The sequence below is a fragment of the Methylophaga pinxianii genome (assembly GCF_020447225.1).
Taxonomy (GTDB): domain Bacteria; phylum Pseudomonadota; class Gammaproteobacteria; order Nitrosococcales; family Methylophagaceae; genus Methylophaga; species Methylophaga pinxianii.
The window spans coordinates 1-13,167 of the sequence record NZ_JAJAEO010000188.1 but is presented as its reverse complement, the minus strand read 5'-3'; the positions used below and the strand labels follow the sequence as shown (position 1 = coordinate 13,167).

The following is a 13,167-nucleotide window of genomic DNA, read 5'->3' as shown; positions in this document are numbered from 1 at the left end:
ACCACATATTTTGCAACGGATTGATGGGAGTCGCAGATCTATGTCAGAAGCAGTGCCAAAAATAGTTGTTGTTGGTGGCGGGGCAGGTGGCCTTGAACTGGTTACCAAACTGGGAAAAAAACTGGGCAAGAAAAAGAAAGCTCAAGTGACTCTGGTGGATAGTACACATACCCATATATGGAAACCTCTTTTGCACGAAGTTGCGGCTGGCACACTCGATTCCCATGAAGATGAAATTGAATATCTCAGCCAGGCAATGTGCAGTGGTTTTCGGTTTCGTCTTGGCAAGATGGATGGTTTAGACCGCCAAAACAGAAAGATTATGGTGGCCCCAACCTATAACGAAGATGGACTGGAAATTATTCCTCGCCGTACTTTTGATTACGACTATCTGATTATTGCCGTCGGTAGTGTTAGTCATGACTTTGGAATAAAGGGCGTACGCGATCATTGCCTGTTTTTAGATACCACTAAACAAGCTGAATTTTTCCAGAATCAGTTGCTTGAATCTTATTTGCGGGCTCATACCCAAGGCCGTCCTCTGGATGAAGGCCAACTCAATATAGCCATAGTGGGTGCCGGCGCTACTGGCGTTGAGCTATGCGCGCAACTTTACGAAGTCTCACACTTGCTTAATGCTTATGGTTTGGACGAAGTTAAACCACAAGACGTTAAACTTTCTCTTATCGAGGCTGCAGATCGCATTTTACCTGGTCTTCCAGAAAATATTTCTGCTGCAGCTCATGAAGAACTTAATGAATTGGGCGTAGAAATTCTGGCGGGTGAGCGGGTTATTGAAGTGACTGAATCCGCAATCAAAACACAGAGTGGTCGAGATATTCCTGCCGCTATTAAAGTTTGGGCCGCGGGTATTAAAGCTCCTGAATTTTTGAAAGATATCGATGGACTTGAGACTAACTGGATGAATCAGTTGGTTGTTAAACAAACATTACAGACCACGTTTGATGACGATATCTATGCTATTGGCGATTGCTGTGCCTGTAAATGGATTGGTCAGGATCAAAATGTTCCTCCGCGGGCACAAGCAGCCCATCAAATGGCTTCATTAGTGTATAAATCAATTATTAATCGAATGAAAGACAAAGAACTGCCTGAATACCACTATCACGATTATGGCTCTCTGGTGTCACTTGGTCGCTATGGCACAGTAGGCAATTTAATGGGCAACTTAAGCAAAGGTAGTATGAAAGTTGAAGGCTTGATGGCACGCCTTATGTATTTATCATTGTATAAGATGCATCAAATGGCTTTATTCGGTCCTTTCCGTGTGGTGATGTTATCGCTTTCACACTTGTTCCGCCGAAGTGTTCACCCTAAAATCAAATTACATTAATTTGTACTGATTGATTTGCAATAAAAAAGGCCCTTTTAAGGGCCTTTTTTTATTGATCATTAACACAATTGCATTATTTCCATAATGACATCCTGCTGGTCACCTCAGTGCCTTTCAGCCGATGTTTTATTGCTGCACCTACATGTAAAACCAGTGTGGCAATGAACAAAAAAGCTAAGGCTTGATGAATATCAGTAAAAGTTTCTCTTGCCACCGCATCAGCTTCGGCTAAGCGTGGGAGGGGTACTCCCCAAAGCTTTGTATCGTATTTACTATACATTGATTGCAAATAACCGGTTATCGGCATCGCTATCATGAGTGCATACAATAAAAAATGTACTCTTCCAGATAGTCGCTGTTGCCAGCCAGGAATGCTTTCTGGAAGCGGGGGAGCGGTATATGATAATCGCCAGACAACGCGCAGGATGATGAATGCAGCAATTGTGATACCTATTGATTTATGCAATAAGAACCAAAAGGCGCGAACACTTTCCTGCCCTGGGGGCAACTCTGATTCACGTGGCAGGCCAACCATCCATAAGCCAAGTCCAAGCATAAAAAAAATCATCGCCGCTATGAGCCAATGCAATATTATCTGGCCCTGGTTGTAGCGAGCGCCATTCATCGACATCTTTTTCTCCTGAAAATTAAACAAACGGCCATTCAGGTATACCTGAATAGCCGCTTTTACGACTGCTGGTGCCGGGAAGAATTCCCCGGTTTTAAATATCCAGATTTGATGCCTGTAGCGCGTGGGTTTCTATAAACTCGCGGCGAGGCTCAACATTGTCGCCCATCAATGTATTAAAGGTTTCATCAGCAGTAATCGCATCCGAAATTCGGACCTGCAACAAACGACGTTTGGATTTATCCATTGTTGTTTCCCACAACTGTTCCGGGTTCATCTCACCCAGTCCTTTATACCGCTGTACATGTTGACCGCGACGTGCTTCTGCCATCAGCCATTTCACCGCTTGAGAGAAGTGTTGGACATTTTCATTTCTTTCACCACGTTCAATTCGGGCGCCTACGCCAAACAACCCATTGATTTTATTGGAAAAAGACATAATTTTTTGATATTCAGTGCTGGCAAAAAATTCTCCGGGCACATGGAAGTCGTTACTGATGCCATGGCGAGTAAAGCTGATATTGACATGCGGCATGGGTTCTTTATCGTGCTTTTGTAATTCCAACACATAGTAAGTGCCTGTTGGCATAATTGAGTTCATTCGTAACTCAATTGCTTTCAACCATTCTTTCATCGCTGAACTATCAGCAAAATCTGGAATAGCCGTTTGGTAAATTAATTCATCAAGAAAAGCCGGGTAATAGTGATTGGCTAAGCGAGTAATGATTGCTCTGATTGTCTGATATTCGTTAACCAGTTGCGCCAAAGCATTCCCTTCAATGGGTGATGCTTCTGCGGTTGGGTAGAGTACCGCGTTAGTCAAAGCGACTTCGGTCAGATATCGCTCCATTTCAGCATCATCTTTTACGTAACGCTCCTGTTTGCCTTTTTTAATTTTATAAAGCGGTGGCTGAGCGATGTAGACATGTCCACGTTCAATTAATTCGGGCATTTGTCTGTAGAAAAATGTCAGCAGCAGTGTACGAATGTGAGATCCATCAACGTCAGCGTCCGTCATTATAATAATGTGATGATATCTAAGTTTTTCTGGATCATATTCATCACGACCAATGCCACAGCCTAATGCGGTAATCAACGTACCCACTTCGGCTGATCCGATCATTTTGTCAAAACGTGCTCGTTCAACGTTTAGGATTTTCCCTTTCAGCGGCAGAATTGCTTGTGTTCTTCTATCTCTCCCTTGCTTAGCACTGCCACCTGCAGAGTCCCCTTCCACTAAGAAGAGTTCTGATTGAGCGGGGTCTCTTTCTTGGCAATCGGCTAATTTTCCGGGGAGTCCTGCGATATCCAATACACCTTTACGACGTGTTAACTCTCTCGCTTTTCTGGCGGCATCACGAGCACGCGCGGCATCAATCATTTTATTTGCGATAAGCTTTGCTTCACTTGGGTTTTCAATCAGAAAATCCTGAAAATGCTCATTTACCAATGACTCAACAATTGTCCGGACTTCAGATGAAACTAGTTTATCCTTGGTTTGGGAAGAAAATTTTGGATCTGGCACTTTCACTGACAAAACTGCTGTCAGTCCTTCTCGAGCATCATCACCGCTGGTGACCACTTTCGACTTTTTGGCCAGCCCTTCACTCTCAATGTATTGATTAAGACTTCTAGTTAACGCTGCTCTAAATCCAGCTAAATGGGTACCCCCATCTCTTTGTGGAATATTATTTGTAAAACAATAAATGTTTTCTTGGTATGAATCATTCCATTGCATCGCCAGTTCAACTACCACATCATCACGGGTACCGCTGATATTTATTACGTGCTCATGTACAAACGTTTTATTTTTATTTAAATGCGTAACAAACGCCTTGATACCACCTTCGTAATGAAATACTTCTGTTTTTTCATCGCGCTCATCTGTCAGCACGATACGCACACCTGAGTTCAAAAAAGCGAGTTCACGGATCCGTTTCGCCAGGATTTTGTAATCGTAAGTGATATGCGTGAAGGTTTCTTCGCTGGGCCAGAACTGAATTTTTGTACCCGTTGATTGTGTTTCTTCGTATGCTGTTAACGGGGCATCCGGCACGCCATGTGTATAGCTTTGTTTATGAACAAAACCATTACGTTTTATTTCGAGAGTGAGTTTTTTAGATAATGCGTTTACAACGGAAATGCCAACACCATGCAAACCACCTGAAACTTTGTAAGAGTTATCATCAAATTTACCGCCGGCATGCAGCACAGTCATAATAACTTCGGCTGCTGAAACACCTTCACCTTCATGCAAATCCACCGGAATACCGCGGCCATTATCTTCGACAGAAACTGAGTCATCAGGGTGGATTCGGACGTTAATTTCAGAACAGTGTCCAGCTAACGACTCATCGATGGAATTATCCAAAACTTCAAAGACCATATGGTGCAAACCGGTTCCATCATCGGTATCACCGATATACATGCCTGGACGTTTTCTAACTGCGTCCAACCCCTTCAAAACTTTGATATTGGAAGAATCGTAACTATTATTTTCAGTGGTCATAAATTAATCCATTTACAGCAAGGTGATGCAATCGTTCATTCTACTATGTATCGCCGCAGGTTGACAGCGTGACTATAAAGGTTCAAATTCGCCACGTTCCACGTGGAACATTTTGTCATTTTCCTCGTGCATAATTTCGGATGAAAGCCCCCGATTGGTGGTGGAAATAAAGGCTTGTACCTGGAGTTTCTTAATCACATTCAAAACAGAGATCTGATGCACAATATCTAGTTCTGAACTAATATCATCAATTAATAACACGCTTTTATTCTGCTGAGTTTGATGTAAGAGTGATATTTGAGCCAAGCTGATAGCCAGATAAAATAACTTCTGCTGACCTCTTGAGCATAGTTCTACTGGATCCTGACCATTAATGCGGATAGACCAGTCTGCTGCATGAGGACCAGATCGTGTATAACCCAGTGCTCTATCTCTATCCAACGTTGATGCTAAGACTTCTGAGAAAATGCTGTCTTTTTGCCAGCCTGGCAGATATCGAAGTTCAAATTTTGCATCTACAAAATCTTGACACAATTTATTGAACCACCCCTTAAATTCAATAAATAATTGTTCGAGATAATCTTTTCTATATTCAGATAATTTTATTCCATGCATTACTAAGGAAGAATCCCAAATCTTAATTTCATTAATGGGTTTTGCATTTCTTAATGCTGCATTACGTTGTGATAATATTTTTTTATAAGCCTGCCAATGAAACAAAAAATCTTGTTCCACGTGGAACAATCCCCAATCAACGACTTTTCTACGAAAGGAGGGGCCTAATTCAAAAAACTGATGACAATTAGCTGGAATATATTGAAGTGGAAGATGACTGGCTAATTCCGAAAGTTTTTTAAGTGGTGCGTTGTTAAGCCGGATAAGCAAGCCACTAGTCGAACAAAACTGCAAACCAACAGGAATACCTGGACTTATTCTTGCAAATACCTGGCATTGTGATTGGCTTGTTTGGATTGTATGTTTTAAATTTCGAGTACGAAATGAACGCCCCATAGCCAGCAAATAGATTCCTTCCAGCAAGCTGGTTTTACCCGAGCCATTATCGCCCACAAAGAGATTCACCCCGGAAACAGGATATATAGTTGTTTTTCGTATATTACGAAAATGGGTAAGCGTCAGTTCTGTGAGCACGTAAATTAAACAACAATAAGAACGTTTCGTTTTATGATTATGATCTTAGTAAACAACACAACAGCCTTACTTTCACAGATTTAACTTTTATTGGAACGACAAATTTCGTCTGCAATTAAATTTCAATCATTTCAAAATCTTCTTTGCCAACTCCACATTCAGGACATTCCCAATCGTCTGGAATATCATCCCAAGACGTGCCTGGCGGTATACCTTCTTCCGGTAACCCCTTTGCTTCATCATAGATAAAACCACAAACAAGACATTGCCATTTACGCATAAATTCTCCAGCGAAAATTGTTGAAATATGAAGACATCTTACATCAAACCAGTTTTTTATAGGCTTAGGTTTTGTTATTTAAACTATGATAGATTATAGAACAAATCATTAAACCGATAATAAGCGCCTGAAACGATTATGAGACTGCCGACGTTACGCCAACTCCAATACCTTACAGCCGTTATAGAAGAAAAACATTTTGGACGTGCCGCAGAAAAATGCCATGTCACTCAATCTACACTCAGTGCCGGCATTCAGGATCTGGAAGATTTATTAGAAGTTGGCCTGTTAGAACGCACAAATAGAAAAGTACTCACAACACCGATAGGGGAAGAGGTTGCGGAACGTGCCAGACAAATATTGTCTTTAAGTGATGATTTGGTTGATTTAGCACAAGCCGAAAAAAATCCTCTCGCCGGAAGAATTCGCATCGGAGTTATTCCGACAATAAGCCCATTTCTCTTACCGCGAGTTTTACCACGTATCCGCAAACAGTTGCCTCAATTGGAGCTGTTACTCGTAGAAGAACAATCAGAGAGGTTATTAGAGCAAGTTGAAAAGGGCAGTATTGATGTCGCGATACTGGCTTTTCCATTTAATACGCGGAATCTGAATTACCGTGTGATTGCAGAGGAACCCTTCTGGGTTGCATTACCCAAAAATCATCCATTAAGCTCTAATGACTCATTGCAGCCGCATCAACTTCCTATTAATGAGCTGTTACTGTTGGCTGAAGGACATTGCATGCGTGAACACGCAATCAGTGCCTGCCAGTTACCCGCCTCTGCACAACGTCGAAGTGTACAAGCAACAAGTCTATATACTTTAATTGAAATGGTCGCCAGTGGATTAGGAATAACACTGATCCCCCATATGGCAATTAATTCCGATATGGTACGTCATGCTGAGATAAGTCTACTGCCGCTAAAACAGGATGAACTTGCAAAACGAGAGATCGGATTAGTGTGGCGACCCAGTTTCCGTCGCACCAGTACGCTTGAAGCATTATCACAAAGTTTTACCGCAGCAATGGAGGAAAGTCTCTAACTCTGACGAGCATATTCAGAACGAATGTGAATAAAGCTTTGCCGCATTAAAACGGAGGTAAATGGTGCTTGAAATCGCGCTGTCAACATTCCCTTTGGATTCACTAAAAAGACCGCATGCTCCAAGTCCTGAGCTTGATATGCCCTGCTTCGGGTAAAAAAAGCCAACAAAGCTTTTTTGTCAGAATCAGACTCGGCAATCGTCACCACCTCAGCATCTAAATTATAAGATTGGCTAACAGAAAATAATGCCTCTGCATGCTGAGTAGAAGACTCAACCAGTACAACTTGCACCGCCCGGTTTGCCAGACCTGCTTTTAAATTACTTAAGACTTTGAGAATAGCCTCACAATCAATGCAATCTGCCGAGTGGAAAAAAATAAAACTCCACTTTCCAGCAAATGTGTCATTAGTGAATACCTGATGATCCATGTCATACCCTAAGAGCTGAGGTATTTCCATTGGCGGCTCAAACAATGTCAACATCGACTCATTCTCAGTGGACGATTCCACAGGGGACGGATCTTCGCTCAACATTAAAAAAAACAATAACAATAAGGCAACCAGTCCAAGATATGTCAGTAAAAAACGCTTAGAATGGACATTTTTAAACATATTCTGCATCGTTTGCTCTCCGCGACACGCTAACGGTTTTTTTCACTAATAAAAGTGACTATGAAAGAGAAATTGCTTAAGTCTACTCTGGTTGTCAGTTTAATGACCTTTTTATCCCGAATTTTGGGATTTGTTCGAGATATTGTTATTGCCAGATTTCTTGGGGCAGGCATGGGCGCAGATGTCTTTTTTGTAGCATTTAAAATTCCAAACTTTCTACGCCGCCTGTTTGCGGAAGGCGCTTTTTCGCAAGCCTTTATTCCTGTCCTCGCAGAGTTTCGCGAACGGGGAGACCGGGATCTAAAACAACTAATCGCAGCAACCAGTGGCACTCTTGCCGGCGTATTATTTTTCGTTACCTTGATTGGCGTGATAGCTGCCCCACTCATCATCATCATTTTTGCACCAGGCTTTATTGATCAACCCGAAAAACTTCAGCTGGCTAATGAGTTATTACGCATCACTTTTCCCTATATTCTGTTTGTCTCTCTTACCGCGCTTGCCAGTTCAATTTTAAACAGCTTTGGTAAGTTTGCTGTGCCGGCATTTACCCCTGTTTTTCTTAATATTTCCATGATCGGCTGCGCCTTATGGTTGGCACCGTACCTTGATGAGCCGGTGAAAGCGTTAGCTTGGGGTGTGTTTATTGGCGGTGTGGTGCAACTATTATTTCAGCTGCCTTTTTTAATGAAAATTGGCAGTCTGCCGACACCACGCTGGGGCTGGAAAGAAGAGGGTGTTCAAAAAATTCTGAGATTGATGATACCGGCCATGTTTGGGGTGTCTGTGTCCCAAATTAATCTGTTACTGGACACCTTACTGGCCTCATTTCTTATCACGGGTAGTATTTCATGGCTTTATTACTCTGATCGGCTGGTGGAGTTTCCATTAGGAATACTAGGAATAGCTCTGGCAACTGTAATTCTGCCTAACCTTTCAAAAAAACATGCCACGGCCTCTATGGAAGAGTTTTCTCATACAATTGATTGGGCTTTACGCTGGGTATTTTTAATTGGTACACCCGCCGCTATCGGATTGATTGTTCTTGCCGAACCATTACTGCTGACGCTGTTTCAATATGGCGAGTTCACACCTCATGATGCCCACCAGGCATCTTTGAGCCTAATGGCTTACGGGTTGGGATTATTGCCGTTTATCTTTATTAAAGTACTCGCACCAGGCTTCTATGCCAGGCAAGACACCAAAACACCGGTCAAAATTGGCATTATTGCGATGATAGCGAATATGGGTCTGAATATTGTGTTAATGATTTCCCTGGCGCATGCCGGTCTGGCTTTGGCCACAACCTTATCAGCGCTGCTGAATGCGGGTTTGCTTTATTACATGTTACGTAAGAAAGCGGTCTACCAGCCGATTGCTGGCTGGGGCATATTTTTTATCCGTATGATTATCGCCAATCTCGTATTAGTCGCATTATTGTTATGGCTCACTCCCATCAACAGTGAATGGATAAGCTGGAGTGGCTGGTACCGATTTAGCGTATTGATGGGTCTTATTGCCGCATCAGCCTTGGCTTACTTTATCACTTTGACACTTTGTGGAGTTAGACTGCGAACACTGGTTTCACCAAACAGTCACCAATAAAAAAGCCCTCCATAAGGGAGGGCTTTCTGGCAGAACATTAGCGTTCGAGCCTAAAATCGTCTACCGATACCGATACCATAAACAAACGGATCAATATCGGCATCAATTTTTGCCGTTCCAACCGCAATGTTTTTGAAACTCGCGGTGGTATCAATGTCCAGATATTTCACATCCATATTCACAAACCAATCCTGGTTAATCGCAATATCCACTCCTACCTGAGCTGCCCATCCCCAAGAACTATCCAGTTTTACCTTATCGCCTGGGCTGCTTATAGCTGAACTACTGGGTACTTTCTCGTCAAAGAAATAGGTGTAGTTCACCCCGGCACCAATGTAAGGACGGATATTAGAATCCGGCAAAAAATGATATTGCAGGGTCAACGTGGGCGGCAAGACTTTTGTATCAATAACATCTCCTAACACAGCCCAGGATTTCTCGCCGGATACTGTGTGTTCGGAATACCCTAAAATCAGCTCTACACCCCAATTCTGATTGAGCATATAGGTAATGTCTAATTCAGGCACAGTATCGCTATCGACTTTTACACCTTTCGTCCCTTGATCAACACCATTGATGGACAGAGTGCCACTACTATCATTAGGATTAACATTGATTACACGCCCCCGTATCAACCAGTCGCCAGCCTCATAGGCCATAACTGTAGAAACAGGACTGACCAGACCAGCAGCCAGCAGAACAGAGGAAATCAGGGGGATTTTTTTCATAGGACAACTCCGAATAATGATCTGTTGTGGTACATGGCTTCAGATCATACGGAGTGCCTGGATTCACACATTGATCCAGGTCAATAAAGTGTTGTTAAGGCTAGGCTATCCGCAACGTTGTTTTAAGGCTGACAGGTCTAAAATGGCGACCTCCTTTCCCTGAATTGTCAACAATTGCTGTTCTTGTAACTGTGTAAATAGTCGACTGACAGTTTCAATAGCCAACCCCAGATGATTGGCAATATCACCTCGTGACATGGTTAATTGAAATGATGTTGCGGAATAGCCACGTTCGCTGAAACGCTGTGACATCGACAGTAAAAAACTGATCAGCTTTTCCTGAGCTGTTTTCTTACCTAAGGACAATAACAGATTCTTATCTGATGACAGTTCTTTGCTCAAACGCGTCATTAACTGATTTTGCAGTTCTGGTATTTTTGAACTGAAATCCTGCAGACGTTCATAAGGCAATTCACAAACACTGCTGGCTTCTAGTGCCCGAGCTGTAGATAAATAGCGTTGCTGGTAAATGGCATCCATACCGATAAATTCACCTGGAAAATAAAAACTCGTTACCTGCTCGCGTCCATCGGCCGCTGAAATAGTCGTTTTGAAAGAACCTGAGCGAACAATGTAGATCGTTTTAAAGGAAGAAGAGGGTTCAAACAGAATCTGATGGCGTTTATAACCTGCACTGCGTTTTATGATTTGATCGAGCTTGGATAAATCATCCCGATGCAGCCCCAAAGGCAAGCAGAGCCGATATAAAGCACATGATTGACAGGCAAGCTGATGATGATGTTCAACCTTGGCCAGGTCCACAAATAATGGCGTTATCATCCGAGCTTGTGTCATTTTATTATCCCTAAAAAAGTCACATGACATGATAACGCTTCAAACCGGCCACTGAAACAGTTATTATTTGTTTTTATTTCAGTTTTCAGGAAAGCAAATGACCGTTCGTAGCGCCACTGTTGCGCGTAACACGCTCGAAACACAAATTGAGGTTTCTATTAATCTGGATGGAAGCGGAAAATTTCAATCCGAAACCGGCGTGCCCTTCCTTGATCACATGATGGAACAAATTGCCCGTCACGGTTTATTTGATCTGCAAATCCAAGCCAAAGGCGATCTGCATATTGATGCCCACCATACTGTTGAGGATGTTGGCATTACTATTGGTCAGGCATTAAAAAAGGCGCTGGGAGATAAGAAAGGTGTCATTCGTTACGGACATTCCTATGTACCGCTGGATGAGGCTTTATCACGGGTGGTACTGGATTTGTCCGGCCGACCAGGTTTTGAATTTGATGTCACATTCACCCGCGACAAAATCGGTGAGTTTGATGTGGATTTGTTTTATGAATTCTTTCAGGGATTAGTTAATCATGCTGGTATTACACTGCATATCGATAATCTGAAAGGTCGTAACGCGCATCATATTGCCGAAACCATTTTTAAAGCATTTGGTCGTGCACTGCGAATGGCTGTCTCGTTGGATGAGCGCGCTTTGCAGCAATTGCCTTCTACCAAGGGCGCATTATAATCGGTTAACGATTTATAATTCTCACTTACTACCTCAGGTCTTTGTTTTATGCGTTGCGTTGCAGTTATTGATTACGGCATGGGTAATTTACGCTCAGTCTCCAAAGCTCTGGAAGCCGTGGCTGATAATCATACCCAAATTCTGGTAACGGCTAATCCAATCGAAATCCGTGCTGCTGATCACATCGTTTTTCCCGGTGTTGGCGCGATTCGGGACTGCATGGCGGAGCTCAAAAGGTTGGAACTCGACCAGATCATTATTGAAATGGCTCAGCAGAAACCTTTTCTGGGAATTTGCCTGGGTATGCAGGCTTTATTAACCCACAGTCAGGAAAACCAAGGGTCCGAAGGTTTAGATATTATTCATGGTGATGTGGTGTATTTTGATAAAGCGGTTGAAGCGGGTCTGAAAGTGCCGCACATGGGTTGGAATGAAGTCGAACAAACCTATAATCATCCCCTATGGCAGAATATTGCACAGAACAGCCGTTTTTATTTTGTGCACAGCTTTTATGTTCAACCAGATGATCAAAACCACGTTTCCGGTCGCAGCCATTATGCATTGCCTTTTGCTGCCGCTTTGGCACGCGAGAATCTGTTTGCTGTACAGTTCCACCCTGAAAAGAGTCAGCATGCTGGCTTGCAATTATTGAAAAATTTTATCAACTGGGACGGTCAGTCCTGACACTTGTTTGATGGAGAAAGCGTTATGTTATTAATCCCTGCCATTGATCTTAAAGAGGGTCACTGCGTTCGATTGCGTCAGGGACGCATGGAAGATAACACTGTATTTTCAGAAGATCCGCTGGCAGTAGCAACCAAGTGGGTTGAAGCTGGCGCTAAACGTCTGCATATGGTCGATCTGGATGGTGCATTTGCTGGTAATCCGGTTAACGCTGACGTAATTCATCGGATCTGTGCCGCTTTTCCGGATCTCGATGTACAGGTAGGTGGCGGAATTCGCGATGAAGATACCATCCAAACATATCTTGATGCCGGTGTGCGTTATGTCATTATCGGTACTAAAGCCATTAATGCACCGCATTTTGTCGGGGATGTCTGTGCAGAATTTCCCGGGCACATCATTGTCGGACTGGACGCTAAAGATGGCAAAGTGGCCATTGATGGTTGGTCAAAATTATCTAATCACGATGTGATAGATATTGCCAAACAGTTTGAGCAGGATGGTGTAGAAGCGATTATTTATACCGACATAAGCCGTGATGGCATGATGCAAGGGGTAAATTTACAATCCACCCGAGATTTGGCCCGCGCTATCAATATTCCGGTCATCGCTTCCGGTGGCGTGACAAATTACGATGATATCAAAGCACTTTGTCACTACGAGTCTGAGGGTGTTATGGGCGCAATCATTGGTCGGGCAATCTATGAGGGCACCATTGATTTGGCAGAGGGTCAGGCGCTGGCTGATCGTTTAAATCCACCAATGCAATTCTGATATGGCTTTAGCAAAACGCATTATTCCCTGTCTTGATGTCGATGCTGGTCGTGTCGTCAAAGGCGTTCAGTTTGTTGACATTCGAGACGCCGGTGATCCAGTTGAAATTGCTAAGCGTTATGACGAGCAAGGTGCCGATGAACTGACATTTCTGGATATCACTGCAACGTATGACAATCGCGACACCATGGAAGATGTAGTCAAAGCCGTTGCCAGTCAGGTATTTATTCCTCTCACAGTGGGGGGGGG

14 protein-coding genes are annotated in these 13,167 nt (G+C 43.1%); 7 read left to right on the top strand and 7 right to left on the bottom strand.

The window, feature by feature from the left end; all coding sequences use genetic code 11:
* The first annotated feature begins 40 nt into the window (after positions 1-40).
* Positions 41-1,354 carry an NAD(P)/FAD-dependent oxidoreductase gene (locus LGT40_RS14640; protein ID WP_226075934.1) on the top strand — a complete coding sequence of 438 codons (1,314 nt, stop codon included), beginning with the start codon at positions 41-43 and terminating at the stop codon, positions 1,352-1,354.
* 73 nt (positions 1,355-1,427) lie between these two features.
* On the opposite strand, the gene LGT40_RS14635 is transcribed toward LGT40_RS14640, so the two are convergent.
* From LGT40_RS14635 to LGT40_RS14620, 4 genes are all read right to left on the bottom strand, one after another.
* The gene (locus tag LGT40_RS14635; protein WP_226075931.1) at positions 1,428-1,985 is read right to left on the bottom strand and encodes a cytochrome b; all 558 of its coding nucleotides are present in this window, start codon (positions 1,983-1,985) and stop codon (positions 1,428-1,430) included.
* 91 nt (positions 1,986-2,076) lie between these two features.
* Positions 2,077-4,491 carry a DNA topoisomerase (ATP-hydrolyzing) subunit B gene (gene gyrB, locus LGT40_RS14630; protein ID WP_226075923.1) on the bottom strand — a complete coding sequence of 805 codons (2,415 nt, stop codon included), beginning with the start codon at positions 4,489-4,491 and terminating at the stop codon, positions 2,077-2,079.
* A gap of 72 nt (positions 4,492-4,563) precedes the next feature.
* Positions 4,564-5,640 carry a DNA replication/repair protein RecF gene (recF, locus tag LGT40_RS14625; protein WP_226075915.1) on the bottom strand — a complete coding sequence of 359 codons (1,077 nt, stop codon included), beginning with the start codon at positions 5,638-5,640 and terminating at the stop codon, positions 4,564-4,566.
* A gap of 115 nt (positions 5,641-5,755) precedes the next feature.
* A complete protein-coding gene (locus tag LGT40_RS14620; RefSeq protein ID WP_226075912.1) occupies positions 5,756-5,920 on the bottom strand; it encodes a rubredoxin in 165 nt (54 codons plus the stop codon).
* Between the two features lie 138 nt (positions 5,921-6,058).
* Between LGT40_RS14620 and LGT40_RS14615 the strand changes: the two genes are divergently transcribed.
* Positions 6,059-6,967, top strand: coding sequence for a hydrogen peroxide-inducible genes activator (locus LGT40_RS14615; RefSeq protein WP_226075909.1), 909 nt, complete (start codon positions 6,059-6,061; stop codon positions 6,965-6,967).
* Here the strand turns inward: LGT40_RS14615 and LGT40_RS14610 are convergent.
* Positions 6,964-7,590 (bottom strand): peroxiredoxin family protein, encoded by a 627-nt coding sequence (locus LGT40_RS14610; RefSeq protein WP_226075906.1) that lies wholly within the window; start codon positions 7,588-7,590, stop codon positions 6,964-6,966. The two genes, LGT40_RS14615 and LGT40_RS14610, sit on opposite strands and share 4 nt — an antisense overlap.
* A gap of 51 nt (positions 7,591-7,641) precedes the next feature.
* Between LGT40_RS14610 and murJ the strand changes: the two genes are divergently transcribed.
* The gene (murJ, locus tag LGT40_RS14605) at positions 7,642-9,186 is read left to right on the top strand and encodes a murein biosynthesis integral membrane protein MurJ (protein ID WP_226075903.1); all 1,545 of its coding nucleotides are present in this window, start codon (positions 7,642-7,644) and stop codon (positions 9,184-9,186) included.
* Positions 9,187-9,236: 50 nt separating this feature from the next.
* On the opposite strand, the gene LGT40_RS14600 is transcribed toward murJ, so the two are convergent.
* Together LGT40_RS14600 and fnr are read right to left on the bottom strand one after the other, a co-directional pair.
* A complete protein-coding gene (locus tag LGT40_RS14600; protein ID WP_226075897.1) occupies positions 9,237-9,914 on the bottom strand; it encodes an OmpW/AlkL family protein in 678 nt (225 codons plus the stop codon).
* 105 nt (positions 9,915-10,019) lie between these two features.
* Complete coding sequence (fnr, locus tag LGT40_RS14595) at positions 10,020-10,769, bottom strand: fumarate/nitrate reduction transcriptional regulator Fnr (RefSeq protein ID WP_226075894.1); 750 nt, start codon at positions 10,767-10,769, stop codon at positions 10,020-10,022.
* 97 nt (positions 10,770-10,866) lie between these two features.
* Between fnr and hisB the strand changes: the two genes are divergently transcribed.
* From hisB to LGT40_RS14575, 4 genes are all read left to right on the top strand, one after another.
* On the top strand, positions 10,867-11,460 hold the full coding sequence (gene hisB, locus LGT40_RS14590) for an imidazoleglycerol-phosphate dehydratase HisB (RefSeq protein WP_226075891.1): 594 nt from the start codon (positions 10,867-10,869) through the stop codon (positions 11,458-11,460).
* A gap of 48 nt (positions 11,461-11,508) precedes the next feature.
* Entirely contained in the window at positions 11,509-12,144 is a 636-nt protein-coding gene (hisH, locus tag LGT40_RS14585; RefSeq protein ID WP_226075889.1) for an imidazole glycerol phosphate synthase subunit HisH, read from the top strand.
* Positions 12,145-12,168: 24 nt separating this feature from the next.
* Entirely contained in the window at positions 12,169-12,918 is a 750-nt protein-coding gene (gene hisA, locus LGT40_RS14580; protein WP_226075887.1) for a 1-(5-phosphoribosyl)-5-[(5-phosphoribosylamino)methylideneamino]imidazole-4-carboxamide isomerase, read from the top strand.
* Between the two features lies 1 nt (position 12,919).
* Positions 12,920-13,167, top strand: a 248-nt coding sequence (locus LGT40_RS14575) for a HisA/HisF-related TIM barrel protein (protein ID WP_264177926.1), incomplete at its 3' end; no start/stop codon positions are given.

Coding starts and splice junctions, on each gene's coding strand:
- gyrB (WP_226075923.1), bottom strand. CDS start 4,491: ATGACCACTGAAAATAATAGTTACGATTCTTCCAATATCAAAGTTTTG.
- LGT40_RS14615 (WP_226075909.1), top strand. CDS start 6,059: ATGAGACTGCCGACGTTACGCCAACTCCAATACCTTACAGCCGTTATA.
- LGT40_RS14635 (WP_226075931.1), bottom strand. CDS start 1,985: ATGTCGATGAATGGCGCTCGCTACAACCAGGGCCAGATAATATTGCAT.
- LGT40_RS14620 (WP_226075912.1), bottom strand. CDS start 5,920: ATGCGTAAATGGCAATGTCTTGTTTGTGGTTTTATCTATGATGAAGCA.
- LGT40_RS14600 (WP_226075897.1), bottom strand. CDS start 9,914: ATGAAAAAAATCCCCCTGATTTCCTCTGTTCTGCTGGCTGCTGGTCTG.
- hisH (WP_226075889.1), top strand. CDS start 11,509: ATGCGTTGCGTTGCAGTTATTGATTACGGCATGGGTAATTTACGCTCA.
- LGT40_RS14610 (WP_226075906.1), bottom strand. CDS start 7,590: ATGCAGAATATGTTTAAAAATGTCCATTCTAAGCGTTTTTTACTGACA.
- LGT40_RS14640 (WP_226075934.1), top strand. CDS start 41: ATGTCAGAAGCAGTGCCAAAAATAGTTGTTGTTGGTGGCGGGGCAGGT.
- fnr (WP_226075894.1), bottom strand. CDS start 10,769: ATGACACAAGCTCGGATGATAACGCCATTATTTGTGGACCTGGCCAAG.
- murJ (WP_226075903.1), top strand. CDS start 7,642: ATGAAAGAGAAATTGCTTAAGTCTACTCTGGTTGTCAGTTTAATGACC.
- hisB (WP_226075891.1), top strand. CDS start 10,867: ATGACCGTTCGTAGCGCCACTGTTGCGCGTAACACGCTCGAAACACAA.
- hisA (WP_226075887.1), top strand. CDS start 12,169: ATGTTATTAATCCCTGCCATTGATCTTAAAGAGGGTCACTGCGTTCGA.